General features: G+C 72.3%; 19 protein-coding genes. 12 read left to right on the forward strand and 7 right to left on the reverse strand.

The annotated features are described in order from the left end of the window. Positions 1-6 precede the first annotated feature (6 nt). The gene (locus tag ACWEN0_RS34170) at positions 7-1,536 is read right to left on the reverse strand and encodes a DUF5685 family protein (protein ID WP_451983136.1); all 1,530 of its coding nucleotides are present in this window, start codon (positions 1,534-1,536) and stop codon (positions 7-9) included. Positions 1,537-1,640: 104 nt separating this feature from the next. On the opposite strand from ACWEN0_RS34170, the gene ACWEN0_RS34175 reads away from it, so the two are divergent. From ACWEN0_RS34175 to ACWEN0_RS34185, 3 genes are all read left to right on the forward strand, one after another. Beyond that, entirely contained in the window at positions 1,641-2,159 is a 519-nt protein-coding gene (locus ACWEN0_RS34175) for a DUF402 domain-containing protein (protein WP_451983139.1), read from the forward strand. Positions 2,160-2,262: 103 nt separating this feature from the next. After that, the gene (locus tag ACWEN0_RS34180; protein ID WP_451983142.1) at positions 2,263-3,771 is read left to right on the forward strand and encodes an ArnT family glycosyltransferase; all 1,509 of its coding nucleotides are present in this window, start codon (positions 2,263-2,265) and stop codon (positions 3,769-3,771) included. 123 nt (positions 3,772-3,894) lie between these two features. Next, entirely contained in the window at positions 3,895-4,518 is a 624-nt protein-coding gene (locus ACWEN0_RS34185; protein WP_451983145.1) for a response regulator, read from the forward strand. On the opposite strand, the gene coaE is transcribed toward ACWEN0_RS34185, so the two are convergent. Beyond that, on the reverse strand, positions 4,515-5,699 hold the full coding sequence (coaE, locus tag ACWEN0_RS34190) for a dephospho-CoA kinase (RefSeq protein WP_451983148.1): 1,185 nt from the start codon (positions 5,697-5,699) through the stop codon (positions 4,515-4,517). The genes ACWEN0_RS34185 and coaE overlap by 4 nt on opposite strands. A 144-nt stretch (positions 5,700-5,843) precedes the next feature. Between coaE and ACWEN0_RS34195 the strand changes: the two genes are divergently transcribed. Together ACWEN0_RS34195 and ACWEN0_RS34200 are read left to right on the forward strand one after the other, a co-directional pair. Beyond that, on the forward strand, positions 5,844-6,074 hold the full coding sequence (locus ACWEN0_RS34195) for a hypothetical protein (RefSeq protein WP_451983151.1): 231 nt from the start codon (positions 5,844-5,846) through the stop codon (positions 6,072-6,074). 140 nt (positions 6,075-6,214) lie between these two features. Beyond that, positions 6,215-6,463, forward strand: a complete 249-nt coding sequence (locus tag ACWEN0_RS34200; protein ID WP_451983154.1) for a hypothetical protein — start codon at positions 6,215-6,217, stop codon at positions 6,461-6,463. Between the two features lie 117 nt (positions 6,464-6,580). Here the strand turns inward: ACWEN0_RS34200 and ACWEN0_RS34205 are convergent, their stop codons facing one another. After that, entirely contained in the window at positions 6,581-7,027 is a 447-nt protein-coding gene (locus ACWEN0_RS34205; protein ID WP_451983157.1) for an OsmC family protein, read from the reverse strand. A gap of 164 nt (positions 7,028-7,191) precedes the next feature. On the opposite strand from ACWEN0_RS34205, the gene ACWEN0_RS34210 reads away from it, so the two are divergent. Next, positions 7,192-7,806: a TetR/AcrR family transcriptional regulator gene (locus ACWEN0_RS34210; RefSeq protein WP_451983523.1), complete on the forward strand. Its 615-nt coding sequence runs from the start codon at positions 7,192-7,194 to the stop codon at positions 7,804-7,806. Between the two features lie 69 nt (positions 7,807-7,875). Here the strand turns inward: ACWEN0_RS34210 and rpsA are convergent, their stop codons facing one another. Next, positions 7,876-9,375: a 30S ribosomal protein S1 gene (gene rpsA, locus ACWEN0_RS34215; RefSeq protein ID WP_364451091.1), complete on the reverse strand. Its 1,500-nt coding sequence runs from the start codon at positions 9,373-9,375 to the stop codon at positions 7,876-7,878. A 283-nt stretch (positions 9,376-9,658) separates the two neighbouring features. Between rpsA and ACWEN0_RS34220 the strand changes: the two genes are divergently transcribed. The 6 genes from ACWEN0_RS34220 (at position 9,659) to ACWEN0_RS34245 (ending at position 15,686) form a co-directional block, all read left to right on the forward strand. After that, positions 9,659-10,510 carry a class I SAM-dependent methyltransferase gene (locus ACWEN0_RS34220; protein ID WP_451983160.1) on the forward strand — a complete coding sequence of 284 codons (852 nt, stop codon included), beginning with the start codon at positions 9,659-9,661 and terminating at the stop codon, positions 10,508-10,510. After that, a complete protein-coding gene (locus ACWEN0_RS34225) occupies positions 10,507-11,421 on the forward strand; it encodes a GNAT family N-acetyltransferase (RefSeq protein WP_451983163.1) in 915 nt (304 codons plus the stop codon). Before ACWEN0_RS34220 ends, ACWEN0_RS34225 begins: the two co-directional genes overlap by 4 nt. Before the next feature lie 20 nt (positions 11,422-11,441). Further along, positions 11,442-12,362: a GNAT family N-acetyltransferase gene (locus ACWEN0_RS34230; protein WP_451983166.1), complete on the forward strand. Its 921-nt coding sequence runs from the start codon at positions 11,442-11,444 to the stop codon at positions 12,360-12,362. A 173-nt stretch (positions 12,363-12,535) separates the two neighbouring features. Beyond that, positions 12,536-13,225, forward strand: coding sequence for an ABC transporter ATP-binding protein (locus ACWEN0_RS34235; RefSeq protein WP_451983169.1), 690 nt, complete (start codon positions 12,536-12,538; stop codon positions 13,223-13,225). Then, a complete protein-coding gene (locus tag ACWEN0_RS34240) occupies positions 13,222-15,117 on the forward strand; it encodes a YhgE/Pip family protein (RefSeq protein ID WP_451983172.1) in 1,896 nt (631 codons plus the stop codon). The genes ACWEN0_RS34235 and ACWEN0_RS34240 overlap by 4 nt, the downstream gene beginning before the upstream one ends. Continuing rightward, positions 15,114-15,686, forward strand: a complete 573-nt coding sequence (locus ACWEN0_RS34245; protein WP_451983176.1) for a TetR/AcrR family transcriptional regulator — start codon at positions 15,114-15,116, stop codon at positions 15,684-15,686. The genes ACWEN0_RS34240 and ACWEN0_RS34245 overlap by 4 nt, the downstream gene beginning before the upstream one ends. A gap of 293 nt (positions 15,687-15,979) precedes the next feature. Here the strand turns inward: ACWEN0_RS34245 and ACWEN0_RS34250 are convergent, their stop codons facing one another. The 3 genes from ACWEN0_RS34250 to polA all read right to left on the reverse strand — a co-directional run bounded on the left by ACWEN0_RS34250 (position 15,980) and on the right by polA (position 21,094). Continuing rightward, the gene (locus ACWEN0_RS34250; protein WP_451983179.1) at positions 15,980-17,590 is read right to left on the reverse strand and encodes a trypsin-like peptidase domain-containing protein; all 1,611 of its coding nucleotides are present in this window, start codon (positions 17,588-17,590) and stop codon (positions 15,980-15,982) included. Between the two features lie 131 nt (positions 17,591-17,721). Continuing rightward, positions 17,722-18,255, reverse strand: coding sequence for an EF-hand domain-containing protein (locus ACWEN0_RS34255; RefSeq protein WP_451983182.1), 534 nt, complete (start codon positions 18,253-18,255; stop codon positions 17,722-17,724). Between the two features lie 97 nt (positions 18,256-18,352). Continuing rightward, the gene (polA, locus tag ACWEN0_RS34260; protein ID WP_451983185.1) at positions 18,353-21,094 is read right to left on the reverse strand and encodes a DNA polymerase I; all 2,742 of its coding nucleotides are present in this window, start codon (positions 21,092-21,094) and stop codon (positions 18,353-18,355) included. Positions 21,095-21,103 lie beyond the last annotated feature (9 nt).

Genomic DNA, 21,103 nt, shown 5'->3' on the forward strand with positions numbered 1-21,103 from the left:
CCCCTCTCAGCAGCTGCAGTCACAACAGGAGCAACAGTCGCAACAACCGTCACAGCCGCAGTCGCACCAGCTCAGGTCGCAGCTGCCGATCGGTTTCCCGCTCCACGGCCCAGGATAGGGATCACGGCAGCAGAACTGGCACGTGCAGCACATGTACGGCGCGATCGCGCAGCCGAGGAAGAAGTTGCGCTTCTTCGGCGGGACGGCGAACTTCGGGTACCAGAGGCCACCACCCTTGCCGTCGAGCGGCTCGGGTGGCGGGTCGCCGGGACCGCCCGGGCCACCGGGACCACCGCCACCGGGCCCACCTCCACCCGGACCGCCGGGTCCGCCAGGGCCACCGCCACCAGGTCCGCCACCGCCAGGGCCACCGGGGCCGCCAGGCCCACCGGGCCCACCACCACCGGGGCCACCGGGGCCACCGGGGCCGCCAGGCCCACCGGGCCCACCACCGCCAGGGCTACCCGGACCACCGGGCCCGGGCGCTCCCGGCGGCGGCACCGGCCCGGGCGGCGGAAACCCGTGCGGCCGCGGCGAACCCCAACCCGGCTGCGATGGGTTCCGCGGCGCCTGGTGCGGGTGCTGCTGCGGCGTCGGGCCCGGCCCGATCCACCCCGGCGGTGCCTGGTGCGGGTGCTGCTGCGGCGTCGGCCCCGGCCCGATCCACCCCGGCGGCGGCTGCTGCGAATGCCCGAACGCGCGCCGCACCGCCTGGCGCAGCTCGTGGACCAGCAGCGCGTGCACCAGGCCGGGCTTCGCGAACTCGGCCTCCCGCAACGCGAGTTCGACGCCCAGGACCGCGTCGTCGCACAACCGCTTCGCTTCGGCGAGCGAAGTTCCCGTGGCCTGCAAGGGATTCCACGCCCCGGCCTGCGCGTCCGCCTCGAGGTCCTCGACGGCGTCCAGCAGGTGCGCCACCCGCCCGAACAGCCGGCCCGCCTCCGCCAGCGGGGCGACGTTCCCCGGCCGTCCGGCCAGCTCCGCGGTCCGGGCGAACGCCGCGGAAGTGGCCAGTTCAGCCGGTTCCGTCGCCGACAGCGCCGAGTCCCCGAGCCGGAGGGACCGTTCCAGCGCACCCTGCTGCTCGACGGCCTCCGTCAGCAGCGACGTGTCGAACCCGACGCGGCCGCCGGTGCGGCTGCCCTGGGCCGTCCAGCGGGCCGCGACCCGGCGCGCGGCCAGCGCCACCGGACGCCGGCCGAACGCGCCGTCGCGGTCTTCGACGTGGTCGCCGACCTTCGCCGCGGCCAGCACCAGGGACACCGCCGCGGCGAGCTGGGCGCCTTCGCCGCGCGCCACCGACGTCGAGCGCATGCCCCGCAGCGGGCACGGCCCGGCGTCCCGCCGCAGCTCCGCGCGCGGTGTCTGGGCCTCGACCAGGGCCGAGATGATCAGCCCGTCGTAGTTCGTGACGACGCGCGCGAGCTGGCCGTGTTCGTCGCGCAGCGTGAGGCACAGCCCGCAGAGGTGCGCGAGCCAGTCCGCGTGCAGTCCTTCGGACAGCCGGTGCCGGCACGGTCTGATGATCCCGAACATCCCTGATTCCCCCTCGGCTCCCCAGGTCGGCGCACTTTAGCCCGAACGTGTGGCGCACGCGGCGGGTGTGCGGGATTCGTGACCGGCCCGGCAGGATGAGCGCCATGGCCGAACTGCACCCGCCGAAGGTCGAGATCTTCGACCCCGCCGAGCGCGCGAACATCGACCCCAAGGGCATCCTGCGCGAGGTCGAGGAGTACCGCGAGGAACCGTTCGGCCTCTACCTCGCACGCCCCGCGCCGGGCCGCGCGCAGTTCCACTACCTCGAGTCGTGGCTGCTGCCCGGGCTCGGCCTGCGGCTCACCGACTTCTGGTTCTCCCCCGGCCACGAACGCGACCAGGACTTCTACCTCGACGTCGTCCGGGTCGACCGGGACGGCCCGCGCTGGGTCGCCACCGACCTGTACGTGGACCTGGTGCTCAAGGACAAGCTCTCACTGCGGGTGATCGACACCGACGAGCTCCTCGAAGCCCACGCGGCCGGACTCGTCACCGCCGAAGACGCCCGGTACGCGCTCGAAACCACGTACGCGGCCGTGGAAGGCCTGGCCGCGCACGGCTACGACCTCGCCGCCTGGCTGGCCACGAAGGACATCACGCTCACCTGGCGGCGGCACCCCTAGCGGCCGCGCCGGACCGTGCCCGGCGTCACCCTCCGCACGGTGGTGCCGGGGCAGGCCCCGTAGGGTGCGGAAGGGACCGGGCCGGACGACGAACAGGAGTGTGATGGACGCCGTAGCCACGGCCCCCGACCAGGCGAAAGCGGAGTTGGCGCCGTTCGCCCGGCTGCCGGTCCTGCTGTTCGCGGCCGGGACCGCGGTGGCGCTGCTCCTCACGGCCGGCCGGTACGGCTACTTCGGTGACGAGCTGTACTTCCTCGCCGCCGGCAAGCACCTGGCCTGGGGATACGCCGACCAGCCGCCGCTGGTGCCGTTCCTGGCCTGGCTGATGAACACCGTGGCGCCCGGCTCACTGGTGGTGTTCCGGCTGCCGGCGATCGCCGCGACCGCGGCCGGGGTCGTCGTCACCGGGCTGATCGCCCGGGAGCTCGGCGGGCAGCGCAAGGCGCAGGCCCGGGCCGCGGCGGCATACGCGATCTGCGGGCAGTTCGTCGGCAGCGGCCACTACCTGGCGACGTCGACGATCGACCCGCTGCTGTGGACGCTCGTGCTGTGGCTGGTCGTGCGCTGGGTCCGCACCCGCGACGACAACCTGCTGGTGTGGCTCGGCGTCGTGACGGCAGTGGCGCTCAACGACAAGCTCCTCATCGCCGCGTTCTGGGTGGCGGCCGGGCTGGCGGTGCTGGTGTTCGGGCCGCGGGAGCTGCTGCGCCGGCCCAAGCTCTGGCTGGGCGCGCTGATCGCCGCTGTCTCGCTGGTGCCCACGCTGCTGTGGCAGCAGGCGAACGGCTGGCCGCAGCTGGGCATGGGCGACGCGGTCGGCGCGGAGGTCGACGCGGCGGGCGGGCGCGAGGCGTTCATCCCGAACCTGCTGGCCGGCGCCGGCTGGGTGATCGGCGCACTCGGCGTGCTCTACGGCGTCGCCGCACTGCTGGTGAGCAAGCAGCTGCGGCCGTACCGGTTCCTCGGCTGGACGGCGCTCGGCGTCGTCGCGATCTTCCTCGTCGCGAACGGGCGCTACTACTACGCGGCCGGGATGTTCGGCGTGCTGTGGGCGGCCGCCGCCGTGCACGTCGAAGGGCTCAAGCCCGCCTGGTGGTGGCGCTGGGTGCCCACCTGGCCCGTTTTCGTGGTGTCCGCCCTGTTCAGCCTGCCGTTCACGCTGCCGATCTGGCCCGTGCACTGGCTGGTCGACCACCCCGCCGCGCCACGGCCCGCCTACGCCGCCGAAGAGGTCGGCTGGCCCGACCTCACCGACGACGTCGCCACGCTGTACCGGACCGCACCGCCCGGGACGGCCCTCGTCACGGGCGGCTACTGGCAGGCGGGCGCGCTCGGCCGGTACGGGCCCGAGCGCGGCCTGCCCGAGGCGTACAGCCCCAGCCGTGGCTTCTGGTACTTCGGCCGGCCCGCCGACAACGCCGACACCGTGCTCTTCGTCGGGAACGACCCGTCGAAGCTCGCGAAGCACTTCGGCAGCGTCCACATCGTCGGGCAGGTCGGCAACCGGCTCGGCCTCCACAACGCGAGCGAGCACATGCCCGTCTGGCAGCTCAGCGGCCGGACGGCGAGCTGGGCCGAGATCTGGCCCCAGCTCAAGGACATGAGAGCGTAAGCCTCGAGGTCGGCTGGGGCCGCCCGATGTGCCGGTACGCTTGCACGTCGAGTCCGAACCCGGCGGCGGCACCGCGATCTCGGCCGTCCTGCCCGCCGTAACCGCCCCGCCGGAGGCCTCCGCATGACCATCACCGTGCTGATCGCCGACGATCACCCGGTCGTCCGCGACGGCCTGCGCGGCATCTTCACCGGCCGTGGCTTCGAGGTCGTCGGCGAGGCCGCGAACGGCACCGAAGCCGTGACGCTGGCCGAGCGGCTGCGTCCCGACGTCGTGCTGATGGACCTGCGGATGCCGGGCACCGACGGCGTCGCGGCCATCACCGAGCTGGCCCGCCTCGGCAACCCGGCGCGCGTCCTGGTGCTCACGACGTACGACACGGACTCCGACGTGCTGCCCGCCATCGAGGCGGGCGCCACCGGCTACCTGCTCAAGGACGCCCCGCGCGAGGATCTCTTCCGCGCGGTCGAAGCCGCCGCGCGCGGCGAAGCGGTGCTCTCCCCCGCCGTCGCGTCGCGGCTGATGGGCCGGATGCGCGAGCCGGCGCGGGACTCGCTGTCCCAGCGGGAGCTCGAGGTGCTCACGCTGGTCGCCCGCGGGTCGACGAACAAGGAAGCGGCGAAGAAGCTCTTCATCAGCGAAGCGACGGTCAAGACGCACCTGATCCACGTCTACGCGAAGCTCGGCGTGAAGGATCGCGCGGCCGCGGTGGCCGTGGCGTTCGAACGCGGGCTGCTGGGCTCCTAAGGCGTCCAGCCGGTGGCCGTCGCCCACTTCTCGGCGCGGGCGAACGCGCCGTTGACCCAGTCCTGCTTCTCGTCGGCGTAGGCCTCGACGGTGCCGTCTTCGGCGTGCGCCTCGGCCAGCCGCAGCTTCACGTCGCGGTAGTCGTCGCGCTGGTCCGGGTTCGCGCGCAGGTAGTCGCGGAAGAGCAGTGCGAGCCGCCAGGCGGGCGTCTCCAGGGACCGGACGTGCAGGTTCACCGGCCGCTTCGGGTCGGCGCCGACGTGCAGGCGCTTGGGCCACGGCTCGCCGCCGTCCTGGGCGTCGTCGTACCAGTCGCCGTCCAGCCGCGGGAAACCGGCGTCGGACAGCAGCTCCCGCAGCGTGTCGGCATCGTCCATTGTGGACACCGTGAGCTGCAGGTCGAGGATGTTCTTCGCGGGCAGGCCGGGAACGGCGGTCGAGCCGATGTGGTCGGCGCGCCGGGCGAGCTCCCCGGCCGCGGCGCGCACCCGGGCGAGCACCCGCTCGGCCTGCGCCGGCCAGGTGAGGTCGTACTCGGCGATCACCGGTGACATCGGCGGCCGCGGCCGGCGCAGCCGGACGTTCGCCTCGAACGGCACGAGCCGGTCGGCCCACAGCGCGTCGACGTCGAGGAGGACGGCGTCCTCGGGGCCGCCGTTGTCCAGCCAGACGTCCGCGACGGCGCGGCGCTGCTCGTCGCTCGCCTGCGCGCGGATCCGCGCGCGGGCGTCCTCCTCGGCCATCCCGCGCACGGTCACCAGCCGCCGGACCCGCACTTCGACCGGCGCGTCGACGACCACGACCAGGTGGTACGCCGTCGCGAGGCCGTTCTCGACCAGCAGGGGGATGTCGTGGACGATGATCGCGTCGGGCGCCGCGGCGGCCATCAGCTCGCCGGTGCGGGCGCCGACGAGCGGGTGCACGATCGCGTTCAGCCGCCGCCGCGACTCGTCGTCGGCGAACGCCTTCGCGGCGAGCGCGGGCCGGTCGAGCGAGCCGTCGGCGGCCAGGATCTCCGCGCCGAACTCCTCCACCAGCCGTGCCAGCCCCTCGGTGCCGGGTGCGACGACCTCGCGGGCGATCCGGTCGGAGTCCACCAGCACGGCACCGTGTTCGGCCAGCCGGTTCGCCACGGTCGACTTCCCGGCCCCGATCCCACCCGTCAACCCCACGCGCAACATGCCGATCACCCTAGTCAGGCGGTCCGGATGGGCTCGCCGCGACGTTCGGACTACGCCATCCGGGCCGGGCGCGTAACGTGGGTAATCGTTTTCCCGACGCCATCGTCAGCGGGTCACCGACCCGCCCTGGTCAGGGGAGGGACCATGACGATGACGAAGATCGGCAGGTCGGCGGCGGCCGTCCTGTGCGCGGGCACGCTGGCCGTGGCGGCACCCGAGGTGGCGGAAGCTTCGGCTCCTTCGGCAACGCACTGCCTGTCGGGCGTCTACCGCCTGCTGGTCCGGTGCCGGCACACGCCCACGAGCACGGTGTGTGCGGTGAAGACGACGTGGACCCCGTTCGTCACGACGTGCGAGGGTGCCCCACCGGCCTGACAGCCCACACGAACAGGTGATCCGCAAGACGATCGTGACGCGTGACTCAACCGATATCCGGACACGCCGCGTTGCTTACCCACCTAGGCGGGGTAAACTGCGTACCGTGCGCGCGACAGGGTCGCCCACACGGAGGAACGATGGCGGACAGCAAGCACGTCGGGAGGCACCGGCTCGGCACGCCGGGGCTGGTGCACTGCGTTCTCCATCGCCCGGTGGCCGACGCACTGGCGGACTACCGCCGCACCTGGCTGAGTGCCCTGCTGGTGCCGGCCAAGCACAGCTTCGCCGGCTTGCGCCGCAAGGCCCGCGCGGCGGCCCTCGAGCGCATCTGGGTCCCGGCGGTGGTCACCCGAGCCCCGGCCACGGTCACGGCTCGCGCCGCCTGACGTCCCGGCCGCCGAGTTTCGCCGCGGTCCGCACTGCCTCACACCGGGCCGAGTTCGATCGCCAAGCTCCCGCCCGGCGGATGGTCGGCCGCACCCGCAGCGACGGCCGCCGCCGGCTCAGGGGGCGACTTCGCGGGTCTCGATCGCGATCTCCGAAGACAGCGTCCGGTGCACCGGGCACTTGTCGGCGATCAGCATGAGCCTGGCGCGCTGATCGTCGTCCAAGTCGCCCTCCAGCTCGATCTCGCGCGTGATGCGGCTCAGCATGCCGCGCTCCGTCTCGCACTTCGCGCAGTCCTCGGCGTGGATGCGGTCGTGGCGGAGGCGGACCGTCGCCCTGGTCAGGGGGATTTCCTTGCGGTTGGCGTACATCCGCAGCGTGATCGCCGTGCACGAACCCAGCGATGCGAGCAGCAGCTCGTACGGGTTCGGGCCCGCGTCGGCGCCCCCGACCGCTACCGGTTCGTCGACGAGCAGCTCGTGCGTCGCCGTCGTGACCTGCTGCGTGTACGTGCCGTCGCCGGTCGCCGTGACGACGACCGTGCCCGGCTCGGGGTGCTCCATGCGCTTCGGTCCTCCCAGAACGAGTGCGCGTCCAGCCGACGGGAACATCCGGACATCCGGCGCATTCCCAAGACGCTGCGGATATCGTATCTTTTGCTGCGGGTGGGTCACCCGGACGTCGTCGTGCGCGAAGGGGGTGCGCCGTGGCCACCAGGCACCTGTCGATGCGTCCCGCCGAGCAGGGCAGCCGCGAACGCTACCTCGACGCGGCGCTGTCCGTGCTGCTCGACCGCGGCGTCATGGGGCTTTCGGTGCGCGGGGTCGCGGAGGCGGCCGGCGCGTCGACGATCTCGGTGTACGCCCGCTTCGGCGGCCGCGCGGGCCTGCTCGACGCGCTGTACGAGCGCACCTTCGACTCACTGCGGGAGCTGCTGGAGGGCCTGCCGCCGTCGAGCCGGGACGGCGTCGCCGACCTGCTGCACCTGGCCCTCGAGTACCGGCTGTTCGCCCTCGAAAGCCCGGTCCGCTACGCGTTGATGTTCGAGCGCCCGGTGCCGGGCTTCGATCCGGACCCGGCCCTGCGGTCGGCGGTGGTGCGGACGACGTTCGGCCTGTTCATCGACCGCGTCGGGCGGGTCTGCCCGCCGGGCGCGGACGCCCGCGAGGCGGCATACCAGCTGTGGACGACGATGCACGGCCTGGTCGGCGCCGAGCTGATGCTGGCGTCGCGGACGCCGCTGCCGGACTGGTTCATCCCGCCGACCGACGAGGCCAACGAGGCCATGTACCGGCGCGGCGTCAGCGCGATGATGACCGGCCTGGGCCTGCGCAACCCCTGATCAGCACAACGAAGAACCCCCGGTCCGAAGGGGACCGGGGGTTCTTCGTCAGCTCAGAGCCGCTGGTGCTCACGCACCGCCGGAGAGCTTCTCGCGGAGCGCCGCGAGCTGCTCGTCGGAGGCGAGGGTGCCACCGCTGCTCTTCGTGTCGGTCGAGGTCGAGCCGGAGGTGTAGCTCTCCGAACCACCCTCGACGCCGGTCGCGGCGTCGGCGGCGGCTTCCGCGTCGGCCTCGACGGCCTTCTGGACCTGCTTCATGTGGGCCTCGTAACGAGTGTGCGCCTCGGCGTACTGGCGCTCCCACTCCTCACGCTGCTTGTCGAAGCCTTCCTGCCACTCCTGCGTGTCCGGGTCGAAGCCTTCGGGGTAGATGTAGTTGCCCTCGGCGTCGTACTCGGCGGCCATGCCGTACTGGGTGGGGTCGAACTCGGTGTCCGGCGTGACGCCCTCGTTCGCCTGCTTCAGCGACAGCGAGATGCGACGGCGCTCGAGGTCGATGTCGATGACCTTGACCATGACGTCGCCGTTGACCTGGACGACCTGCTCCGGGATCTCGACGTGGCGCTCGGCCAGCTCCGAGATGTGCACCAGGCCCTCGATGCCCTCCTCGACGCGGACGAACGCGCCGAACGGGACGAGCTTGGTGACCTTGCCCGGCACGATCTGGCCGATCGCGTGGGTGCGGGCGAACTGGCGCCACGGGTCTTCCTGGGTCGCCTTCAGCGACAGCGAGACGCGCTCGCGGTCCATGTCGACGTCCAGGACCTCGACCGTGACCTCCTGGCCGACCTCGACGACCTCGGACGGGTGGTCGATGTGCTTCCAGGACAGCTCGGAAACGTGCACCAGGCCGTCGACGCCACCCAGGTCCACGAAGGCACCGAAGTTGACGATGGACGACACGACGCCCTTGCGGACCTGGCCCTTGGCGAGCGCGTTGAGGAACTCGCTGCGCACCTCGGACTGGGTCTGCTCCAGGTAGGCGCGGCGGGACAGGACCACGTTGTTGCGGTTCTTGTCCAGTTCGATGATCTTCGCCTCGAGCTCGCGGCCGACGTACGGCTGCAGGTCGCGGACGCGGCGCATCTCGACCAGGGACGCGGGGAGGAAGCCGCGCAGGCCGATGTCCAGGATGAGGCCGCCCTTGACGACCTCGATGACGGTGCCCTTGACGGGCTCGTCCTTCTCCTTGAGCTCCTCGATCGTGCCCCAGGCGCGCTCGTACTGCGCGCGCTTCTTGGACAGGATCAGACGGCCTTCCTTGTCCTCCTTCTGGAGAACGAGGGCTTCGACCTCATCGCCGACGGTGACAACCTCAGCCGGGTCGACATCGTGCTTGATGGACAGCTCACGCGAGGGGATGACGCCCTCGGTCTTGTACCCGATGTCGAGCAGGACCTCGTCGCGGTCGACCTTGACGATGGTGCCCTCGACGATGTCGCCATCGTTGAAGTACTTGATCGTCTTGTCGATCGCCGCGAGGAAGTCTTCCTCCGACCCGATGTCGTTGATGGCGACCTGCTGGGGCCCGGTGGGGGCGGTCGGGGCGGTGGCGGTGTCGGTGGTCATTAGGCGGGTTGCTCCGGTGGATGGAATCGAGGGTTGGCAGTTGTCGGCGCGAATGGGTGCATGCGACGACCCTGCGAGCAAACGTCCACCAGTGAACGACCGCGGCATGACCCGCATAACGGTGCGCGACCCGAGCCCGACCAGAAGCTGAGCGGAAGGCAGCGCGAACCCACTGCGCTAACACTTATCGTACGCGGCGGCCGCTAGGGGGCACAATCAGGGTCCCCCTCGATCGCTAAGGTCCTCGCGGAAGCAAACACGCACCGGACCGGAGACCACCATCATGCCACCGGAGGAGCCACCCGCGCCGGGGCGCCACGACGCCGCCGAGCACCGGCTCGGCACCTCGGCCGTCGCCTACCGCGAGGTCGGGGGCGCCGAAGCCGCCGCCGCGAACCTCGCCTGGTGGGACGCCGACGCCGACGACTACCAGGCCGAGCACGGCGGGTTCCTCGGCGACGCCGACTTCGTCTGGTGCCCCGAGGGCGTGCGGGAGGCCGACGCGCGGCTGCTCGGCGACGTCCGCGGCAAGCGCGTGCTGGAGGTCGGCTGCGGCCAGGCCGCGTGCTCGCGCTGGCTGGCGGGCCAGGGCGCGGACGCCTTGGCGACCGACCTGTCCGCCGGCATGCTGCGTCACGCCCGCGAAGGCAACGCGCGCACCGGCCACGCCGTCCCGCTCGTGCAGGCCAACGCCGAGCACCTGCCGCTGGCGTCCGGCAGCTTCGACGCCGCCTGCTCGGCCTTCGGCGCGATCCCGTTCGTGGCCTCGGTCGACGCGGTCTTCGCCGAGGTGCACCGGGTGCTGCGGCCGGACGCACCGTGGGTGTTCTCGGTGACTCACCCGATGCGGTGGATCTTCCCGGACGACCCCGGCCCGCAGGGGCTCACCGTCACCCAGCCCTACTTCGACCGGACGCCGTACGTCGAGGTCGACGACGAGGGCGCCGCCACCTACGTCGAGTACCACCACACCCTCGGCGACTACGTCCGCGCGCTGGCCTCGGCCGGGTTCACGCTCACCGACCTCGTCGAGCCCGAGTGGCCGGAGGGGCACACCCGGGTCTGGGGCCAGTGGAGCCCGCTGCGCGGCCGGCTGTTCCCGGGCACCGCGATCTTCCGCACGCGCCGCTCGTGACCTCCCTGGAGGAGCAGCAGAACGCGCGGTTCGCCGCGCTCGACCCGCTGCTGCCGCCGATCACGGCCCCGCCGGCCACGGCGAGCGAGCCGCTGGTGGTGCTCGCGGGCGGGCACCGGGCGGGGGCGCTGCTCACGCACGTCGTGCACGCGCCGGGGTCGTGGCCCGCGCTCTGGGGTCCCCTGGAGGTCTGGGACCTGACCGCGGTCCCGGGCGACAGCGGCGCGGCCGGGCTCACGGCGCTGCTGGGCGCGTGGCGCGACCGGATGCGCGGGACGCGGCCCGAACCGGATTCGGCCTGCACGCTGACCTGGCCCACCCGCGACGCCGAGGCGTCCGCGGTCCTGCTGGCCCACGGCTTCGCCCCGCTCACCTGCCTGGCCGTGCGCGCGCCCGACCCGGTCCCCGGGGCCGGACCCGCGCGGGTGAGCGTCCGCCGCGCCGGCGAGGGCGACGTCGAGGCGCTGACCGAACTGCGGCTGGCGGAATGGCGCTACACCTCGCAGGTCGGCACGGCGGTGCCGCGGCCGGGCGCGCGGGACCTGCTGCGCGCCGAGGTCGTGCGCTCGCTGCGGTTCAGCGGCCTGGTCTGGCTCGCGGAGGACGACGGCGTGCCGGCCGGCCTGGCCGCCTGCGCGCTGGCCTCGCCCGCGCCGGGCGACAGCATCCACGGCCGGCTGCGGCCGGGCCGCTGGGGCTACGTCGACACGCTGTCGGTCGCGCCCGAGGCGCGCGGCGGCGGCGTCGGCCGGGCGCTGATGGCGGTGGCCCATCGCGAGCTGCTGGACGCCGGCGTGCGCGGTACGTTCCTCTTCTACCACCCGGCGAACCCGCTCTCGCCGGTGTTCTGGCACCGGCAGGGCTATCGTCCACTGTGGACGATGTGGATCCGGCGACCCGCCTGGTCCTGACCGACGCACCAGGGGGACCCATGGAGATCGCCGAGCCGCTGCTGGCCGCCCACCGGGCGCGCTTCGCGGCCGTCGACGCGCTGCTGCCGCCCGCCGCGCCCCCGGCCGAGGGCCACCGGCTGGACGCCGCGACCGCGGACGGCACCCGGGTCGCCGGCGTTCTCCAGCGGCACCGCCTGGACCCCGGGGACATCGCGAGGCTCTGGTCGGCGGCCGACGTCCGGCAGCTGTTCCCGTACTTCGGCGACACCGGCACCGAGGGCATCGACCTGCTGCTGCGGCGGCTGAAGGACGTCCTGGCCGACGAGGAGACCGGCGACGACTCTTCGTGCGTCGTGGTCTGGCCCAGCCGCGACGCCGAAGCCGTCCGCGCGTTCCTCGACCACGGCCTGGTCCCGCTGGGGGCGCTCGGCGTGCGCACCGCTCCCCCGCCCGGAGGGGACGCCGGGGCCGGGATCCGCCGCGCCGGACCGGACGACTTCGCCGCGGCACTGGACCTGGCCACCGCGACGTTCGACTACACCGGCCTGGTCGCCGCCGCCCGCCGCGTGAACACGGCCGACCTGCTGGGCCCTTCGCTGCGGGAAGCCTTGGCCGAGCCCGAGCCGGCCGTCTGGCTGGCCGAGGAAGACGGCGAAATCCGCGCGCTCGCGCACTGCGCGTGGATCGACGCGACGCACGGCAGCGAGGCGGGCGAGCTGCTGCCCGCAGGGCGCTGGGGCTACGTGAACAACGTCGTGACCGCGCCGGGGCACCGCGGTGGCGGCCTCGGCCGGAGGCTGATGGCCCGGGTGCACCGGGAGCTGCACCGGGGCGGTGCCACCCGCACCTACCTCTACTACAACCCGACCAACCCGCTGGCGTCGGTGTTCTGGCACCGGCAGGGCTACCGTCCACTGTGGACGACCTGGGAGGTCCGCCCCGCGGCGGCGCTCCGCTGAGCGGGATCCCCTCCCCCGCCCGGGGCGGCCGGGCGGCGGCGTGGCCGCGGGAGTGGGATGGTCGGCGTCACCCACGGGTGTGACGTGCGCCCGGTGATCTTGCCGGGCACCTCCGCGAGGGCTAACTTTTGAACTGACCGGTCAGTTCAAAAGTTCTCGACGCTGGAGTAACCGTGCAGGTCCGAGCCGATCGCGTGTCCCTCGAAGGGCACCACGGCACCTTGTTACCGCCCACCTCGCTGATCGTCGGCGAGGGCGACCTGGCGATCGTGCACGGCGAACCCGGCGTCGGCGTCACGGCCTTCGGGCTCGCACTGGCCGGGCGGCTCAAGCCCAGCACCGGCACGGTGCACGCCGAGGGCACGGACGCGAAGCCGAGCGAGCTCGTGGCCGTCGTCGACGCCCCCGGCGTGAGCGATCCCGACGAGAACGTCCAGCTGCGGGTCGTCGTCGGCGAGGAGCTCGCGCTCGCGCACCGGCCCGCGCACAAGGAGGACGTCGCGCGCTGGCTGGCCGAGCACGACGCCGCGCCGTACGCGGACACCCGCTTCGAGAACCTCGAGCCCGCGCTGCGCACCCGGCTGCTCACCGAGCTCGCCGCGGCTCGCGAGGGCGTGCGCGTCCTCGTGCTCGACACGCCGGACCGGCACACCAGCCGGGTCGAAACCTGGGCCGGCGTGGCGCGTGAGCACGCCGAGCGCGGCTTCGCCGTCGTCGTGCTGGCCGCCACCACCCCGGAGTCGGCGCTGCCGTTCCCGCCCGCGCGCATCGGCGAGACCGAGCAGCCGGCGCCGCAGCACTGCGCTCCCGTCCCCGAACCCACCGAAGAGCTCTCCCCGAGCACCGACGGAGACCCCGCATGAACGCCCTCCGGATCGCGCGCAACGAGCTGCGCCGCCTGTCCACCGGCACGATGCCCAAGCTGGCGCTGGTCGCGCTCGTGCTGGTGCCGCTGCTCTACGCGTCCTTCTACCTCTACGCGAACTACGACCCGTACGGCCGGCTCGACAAGCTGCCCGCCGCCGTCTTCACCAGCGACGCCGGCGCGAAGGACGCCAGCGGCCAGCAGCGCAACGTCGGCCGCGAAGTGACCGACGAGCTGGTCAAGTCCGGCACCTTCCAGTGGCACGAGGTGTCCGAGCAGGAAGCCCGCGACGGCGTCCGCGACGACAAGTACTCCTTCGCGATCGGCATCCCGAGCGGGTTCTCGCAGGCGCTGCTGTCGGTCGGCAACTTCCAGCCGCAGCAGGCGACGATCACGCTGACCACCAACGACGCCAACAACTACCTGTCGGGGACCATCGCGAAGCAGGTGGCCGAGCAGGTCCGCAAGACGATCGCGGAGAAGGTCGGCAGCGAGGCCGCGGACCGGTTCCTGGTCGGGTTCTCCACGATCTACGGCAAGATCCAGGAGGCGTCGACCGGCGCGGCCCAGCTCGCCGACGGAGCCGGGCAGCTGAAGTCCGGCCAGCAGCAGCTCGCCGACGGCGCCGCGAAGCTCGCGGACGGCTCGTCGACGCTGGCGACCGGGCTGGGCACGTTGAAGAGCAGTACCGCTTCCCTGCCCTCGCAGACGCAGCAGCTGGCCAGCGGCGCGTCCCAGGTGGCTGCCGGGGACCAGAAGGTCGCCGACGCGGCTTCGCTCGCGGCCACGGCGTCGTCCGACATCCAGGGCAAGCTCGACGGCTACCGCAGCCAGCTCCAGACCGACCTGCGCAACGCGGGTGTGCCCGAGAACGAGGTCCAGGCGATCCTCGCCAAGGCCGACCAGCTGCGCTCGCCGGTCGACCAGGCGAACGGCAAGATCCAGCAGGCCAACGGCGACCTCGCGAAGCTGGCCGACGGCGCCCGCCAGGTCTCCGACGGCGCGGCCAAGCTCGCCGCCGCCTCGCCGCAGCTGACGAGCGGCATCGCGCAGGCGTCCGACGGCGCGAACCAGCTGCGTGACGGCGCTTCGAAGCTCAACGACGGCGAGAAGACGGCCGTCACGGGCACGAACCAGCTCGCGGACGGCGCGGTGAAGCTGCGTGACGGGCTGGCCGCCGGTCTCCAGCAGATCCCGAACCCGGACGACCCGACCCGCAACGCGACGGCCAACACGATCGCGGACCCGGTGGCGGTGAACGCCAACGGCGAGGCGTCGGCGGGGACGTACGGCGCCGGGCTCGCGCCGTTCTTCATCTCGCTGGCGACGTGGATCGGCGCGTTCGTGCTGTTCCTGATCCTGCGGCCGCTCTCGACGCGCGCCCTGACCGCGGGCGCGGCGCCGTTCCGGGTCGCGGTCGGCGGCTGGCTGTCTTCGGCGCTGCTCGGGATCGCGCAGGTGATCGTCCTGTTCGGAGCGGTGACGTGGCTGGTCGGTATCCACATCGCGCACCCGCTCGGCGCGATCGGGTTCGCCGTGCTGGTTTCGCTGACCTTCACGTCGGTGGTGCACGCGCTGAACGCGTTCTTCGGCGCGATCGGGAAGTTCCTCGGGCTGGTGCTGCTGGTGCTGCAACTGGTCAGCGCGGGCGGCACGTTCCCGTGGCAGACCATCCCGGACGCGCTGTACCCGCTGCACGTGGTGCTGCCGATGGGCTACGCGATCGACGGCTTCCGCCACCTGTTCTACAGCGGGGCGACGGTGAACCTGCTCGGCGACATCGGCGTGCTGCTGGCGTACCTGGTGGGCGGGATCCTGGTGTCGACGCTGGCCGCGCGGAAGCGTCGCGTTTGGACGGTGTCGGCGCTCAAACCCGAGCTGAGCCTGTGAGCGGCGGGACCAAGCAGAAGCTCTTCGAGGCCACGCTCCGGCTCTCGAAGAGCCGGGGCCTGGTGGGCCTGACGGTCGACGACATCGCCGCCGAGGCGGGTGTCGCGAAGGGCACGGTCTACTACAACTTCGGGTCCAAGGACGGCCTGGTCGACGGGCTGCTGCGGTACGGGGTGGACATGCTCGCCCGCCGGCTGCGCGAGGCGGTTTCGGACGCGGACCCGCTGGACGTGATCGAGGCCCAGGTCGACACGACGCTGGAGTTCATCGCCGCGTACCCGGGGTTTTCGCAGATCCTGGTGAGCGAGCTGTGGCGCACGCCGGGCCAGTGGCACGACACGCTTTCCCTGCTGCGCGAGGAGATCATCTCGATCGTGAAGCAGCAGTTGTCCCGGCTGGAGTCGGCGGGCCGGTTGCCGGAGGGCGTCCAGATCCCGACGGCGGCGGCGGGGTTGTTCGGCACGATGCTGGTGGTGGCGCTGGACTGGCAGGTGTTCGGGCCCCAGCGGACGCGGAGTGAAGTGCGGGAAGCGGTGATGGTGCTGATCCGCGGCCTCGGGCGCCACTGACCCACGGCTCGGCTCGCGGCTTCGGCTGCCAACCGCGCTGCGGCTGCCCTCGGCTCGGCAGCCAACCGCACCACGGCTGCCCGCGGCTCGGCTCGCGGCTGCGCTCAGCTCTGGGCGCGAAAGGCTTCGGCGCCATCTGAACCTGCCGCCGACCAACGGGATACTGCCGCTCAGCGGGCGGACCAACTCGCGCATGCACCCGGCGAAACGCCGCTCAACCCGCAGACCGCCCGCGGGGGCGCCCCCGTTTTCCACACTACCGCCCGGCACCGACAGTTCCGGACCGGAAGCGGTCAGGCGCGGTCTTCGATGCGGGCCCGGACCGCGGCCGCGTAGGTGTCCACCGCCGTGGCTGCCGCGGTCAGCTCGCAGGGGCCGTCGATCAGCAGACGTTTTGCCGGGACGTACGCCTGCTCCAGCTCCGGGTCGCCGGACAGGCCGTGCTCGCGGGCCAGTTCGTGGTCGGCCGCCAGGCGGGCGCGCAGCTCCTCGCGGCGGGCCACGAAACCGTCCAGGACCGCTCGCTGGCGGCGGCCGTCCTCGACCGCCGGCGCCACCGCGTGCTCGTGGCTGTCGATGTGGCGCTCGACCCATTCCGCGTCGCCGTCCACTTCGGCCGAACGCAGCTGCTTCAGGGCTCCGCGCAGCCGCTGGGCCCGGGCCGGCAGCATCGCGACGCCCGTGAAGCGCGTCGCCACGCGCAGCTGGTACGCCTCGATCTCGGCCAGCTCCTCCACCGACTGGGTCAGCACGTCCAGCCGGCCGGCGAGGTCGTCCGGTGCCGGGCGGGCGCCGACCGTGCTCGCGCGCACCGCCGCGACGCCGGGCGAAGACTCCTCGCGGAACCCGAGCAGCAGGCGGATGCCGAGCTCGGCCGCGCGGCCGGCCAGCGGGGCGAGCACCTCGCCGACGAGCCGGTCGGGTTCGGCGGAGTCGTCGATCGCGTCGACGACCAGGGTGCGGCCCGCGACGCCGGTCGTGAGCCGCTCGGCGATGCGGTGGCGGACGGCGTCGGCGGTGCGGCCGGTCGCGTCGACGGCCAAGTCGACGCTGCCCGCGGGCGGCGTCTCGCCGAGGGCCGGTGGCAGGCCGGCCACGCCGAGCGAGCGTTCGCGGTCGGCGAGGACGATCCCGAACCGCAGCGCCGCGGCGATCGGCGACCCGGCCTCCCCGGTGTCGACGACCCAGACCGTGCCGGGCTCGGCCTTGGCGAACCAGTCCGCGACGCGCTGCACGAACGAGACGTCCACGGCTTCGCCGACCGGGCGGGAAAAGCTGGCGTCGACGGCCGGGCTGCCCGAGGTCCAGATGCTCAGCTGGGGCAGATGCCCGAGCATGGTCTCGACCGGGATCATCCAGGTTCCGGAGTCCTTGCCGACCACGATCCCGACGACGTGCCCCGTCGCTTCGTCGAGCACGGCCGTGCCGCCGAAGCCGGGGCCGAGTGGTTCGGCTTCGGTCGTGCGGAACAGGCGGACCCACTCGCCGCCGGGGCCGCCGGGGTGTTCCGGGCCGCCGAGCCGGGCGTGGGTCCAGCGGCCGACCGAGCCCGGCGGGAACCCGAAGGCGCGCACGAGCTGGTGCTCGCCGAGGGGCATCCGGTGCAGCGGGGCGCGGAAGACGCGGGACTCGGGACGTTCGAGCCGCACCACGGCGAGGTCGCCGCGGCCGCCGCCGTCGGAGGGCACCCAGCAGCCTTCGACGACCGCGGCCGTGCCGGGCAACGCTTCGGCCAGGCCGACGAAGTCGACGCTCAACGCGGACTTCTGCCCCCCGGCGGTTTCGACGACGTGCGCGCTCGTCAGGACGTGGTATTCGTCCAGAACCGTGCCCGCACCGCAGACCCGGCCGAGTTCGTCGTGCAACCGGACCCGCCAGCGTCGTCGCTCACGCTCGAACCCCATTCGGCGGACCCTACGCCGTGATCGCCGCCGGGTGGGCGCCGACCTCCCTACCCAGCGGTAATGGCTCACCCGAACGGAGTCCTCCGTTGGTAGGAACGCCGAACCGTGTTGTGCGGAGGTGAGTATTTCTGTCAGACGCGTCCGAAAACCCAGCTGCCGACGGCGGCGGGGTTGTCCCCGGCCCAGAACTCGTACCAGTGCCGGGAAAACTCGTCCCGCGACAGCCGGCCGTCGCCGTCGAGGTCGAGCAGGGCGAAGACTTCGTCGGTCGGCGTGCCGACGCCGCTCCAGGCCTCGATCATGCGCCGGTACTCGTCGGCGGAGATGGCGCCGTCGCGGTTTTCGTCCACGGCCTCGAACATCGCGTCCGCGGTCCCGGTGACGGCGCCGGGCATCTTCGGGAGCTCGTCGACGACGCTCAGGACTTCGTCGAGGGTGACCTTGCCGTCACGGTCGCGATCGGACGCGTCGCGCAGCGTTGCCCACCACCCCATCATGATCGCGGCGAGCCGCTCCCCCTCGGGAGTACGGGTGTCGGTGCCGCGGAGTCCCAGCCAGCGAGCCGTGAGGGCCCGGAAGTCGGACTCGGTCAGGTAGCCGTCGTCGTCGGCGTCCATCGCGCCGAACACACCGGAGATCTTGCGTCGCTGGAAGTCACTGGCCATGGCAGACAGCGTGGTCCCGATGACCGGCACCCGACGACGTCCGCCCGAGTAGAACAGCGCCACGACCCGGTGATGCGGGTCGTGGCGCTGTGTGAACTCAGTGCGCCGCTTCGTTCCACGACCGGCCGTAGCCGACCGAAACCTCGAGCGGCACCGCGAGGTCGTAGGCCGACCCCATGCCTTCGCGCACGAGCTTCTCGAGCTCCGCCCGCTCCCCCTCGGCGACCTCGAGCACGAGCTCGTCGTGCACCTGCAGCAGGATCCGGCTCTTCAGCTTCGCCGCCACCAGCGCGCGGTGGACGTTCAGCATCGCGACCTTGATGATGTCGGCCGCGCTGCCCTGGATCGGGGCGTTGAGCGCCATCCGCTCGGCCATCTCGCGGCGCTGGCGGTTGTCGCTGTTGAGGTCCGGCAGGTACCGGCGGCGCCCGAAGATCGTCTCCGTGTAGCCGCACTTCGCCGCTTCGCCGACCACCGAGTGGAGGTAGTCGCGCACGCCGCCGAAGCGGGCGAAGTACGCCTCCATCTGTTCTTTGGCGTCCTCGGTGGAAATCCGCAGCTGCTGCGAAAGGCCGTACGCCGACAGCCCGTACGCGAGGCCGTACGACATCGCCTTGACGCGGTAGCGCAGCTCCGGCGTGATCTCCTCCGGCGGCAGCGAGAACGCCCGCGACGCGACGAACGTGTGCAGGTCCTCGCCGGAGTTGAACGCCTCGATGAGGCCCTCGTCCTTCGAGAGGTGCGCCATGATCCGCATCTCGATCTGGCTGTAGTCCGCGGTCATCAGCTCGGAGTAACCCTGGCCGACCACGAACGCGTCGCGGATGCGACGGCCTTCTTCGGTGCGGACCGGGATGTTCTGCAGGTTCGGCTCGGTCGACGACAGCCGCCCGGTGGCCGCGATGGTCTGCAGCAGCGTGGTGTGGATGCGGCCGTCGTCGGCGACGGCCTTGATCAGGCCTTCGACGGTGGTGCGCAGCTTCGTCGCGTCCCGGTGCTCCAGCATGTGCTGCAGGAACGGGTGTTCGGTCTTCTCGAACAGGCCCTGCAGCGCCTCGGCGTCGGTGGTGTAGCCGGTCTTGGTGCGCTTGGTCTTCGGCATGCCGAGCTCGTCGAACAGCACGACCTGTAGCTGCTTCGGCGAACCGAGGTTGATCTGCTTGCCGATCACCGCGTACGCCTCTTCGGCCGCCTGCGTGACACGCGAGAGGTAGTGCGCTTCGAGGGTGGTCAGCTGCTCCAGGTCGACGGCGACGCCGGCGATCTCCAGCTCCGTGATCACCTCCAGCAGCGGCAGCTCCAGCTCGGCGAGCAGCTTCGCGCCGCCGATCTGCTCGAGCTCCTTGTCGAGCGCGCCGGCGAGCTCGAAGATCGCGCGGGCCTTGACCAGCTCTTCGTCGATCTCCTTCTGCTCCAGGCCTTCGGCACCGCCGTCGAGCAGGGACAGCTGGCCGTCGCCGCCGTCGGTCTCCGAGCGCAGCTCGCGGTGGAGGTAGCGCAGCGCGAGGTCGTCCAGCTCGAACGTGCGCTGCCCGGGCCGCACGAGGTACGCCGCCAGCGCGGTGTCCATGGCCAGCCCGGCCAGGGTCCAGCCGCGGGCGCGGATCGCGTGCAGCGGGACCTTGAGGTCGTGCCCGGTCTTGCGGATCTTCGGGTCGGCGAACCAGCCCGCGAGCGCCGCGTCGTCGGCCTGGTCCATCGCCGTCACGTCGACGTACGCGCCTTCGCCGTCCGCCGCCGCGAAGGCGACCGCGCGCAGGTCGGACCGGACCGACGTGCCCGTGGTGCGGAAGGCCAGCGCCACCGGCTCGCCCTTGCTCGCGTGCGCCTCGAGCCACGCGGCGAGCGCGCCGGGCGCGAGCGCGGAGCCCGAGACCTCGAAGCCTTCGTCGGCCTCCGGCTCGGCGCTCTGCAGGGTCTGGAACAGCCGGTCCCGCAGGACGCGGAACTCCAGCTCGTCGAACAGCGCGTGCACCGCCTCGCGGTCCCACGGGCGCAGCTCCAGTCCCGACGGCGTGACGTCCAGCTCGACGTCCCGGATCAGCTCGGTGAGCTGGCGGTTCAGCTGGACCGAGCTCAGGTGCGCCCGCAGCGCGTCGCCGACCTTGCCCTTGACCTCGTCGACCCGGTCGATCAGGTCGCCGAGCGAGCCGAACTGCTTGATCCACTTGGCCGCGGTCTTCTCGCCGACGCCCGGGATGCTCGGCAGGTTGTCCGACGGGTCGCCCCGCAGCGCCGCGAAGTCCGGGTACTGCCGCGGGGTGAGCCCGTACTTCTCCTCGACGGCGTCCGGCGTGAACCGGGTCATCTCCGAGACGCCGCGCTTCGGGTAGAGCACGGTGACGTGGTCGGTGACCAGCTGCAGCGCGTCGCGGTCGCCTGTACAGATGAGGACGTCGAAGCCGTCGGCCGTCGCCTGGGTCGTGAGCGTGGCGATGATGTCGTCGGCTTCGAAGTTCTCCTTCGTCAGGGACGGGATGCCGAGCACGTCGAGGACCTCCCGGACCAGGTCCACCTGGCCGCGGAACTCGTCCGGCGTCGTGCTGCGGTTCGCCTTGTAGTCGGCGTACGTCTCCGAGCGGAACGTCTTGCGTGAGAGGTCGAACGCCACCGCCAGGTGGGTCGGCGCTTCGTCGCGCAGCAGGTTGATGAGCATCGAGGTGAACCCGAAGACGGCGTTCGTGACCTGCCCGGTCTTCGTCTTGAAGTTCTCCGCGGGCAGCGCGAAGAACGCGCGGTAGGCCATCGAATGGCCGTCGATCAGCAGCAGCTTCGGCCGCTCCGCGGTGGCGGTGGTTCCTGTGGCGTTGGCAACGGTCGTCTTCTCACTCGGGCTCACGGGGCCGAG

The sequence above is a fragment of the Amycolatopsis sp. NPDC004378 genome (genome assembly GCF_053602455.1).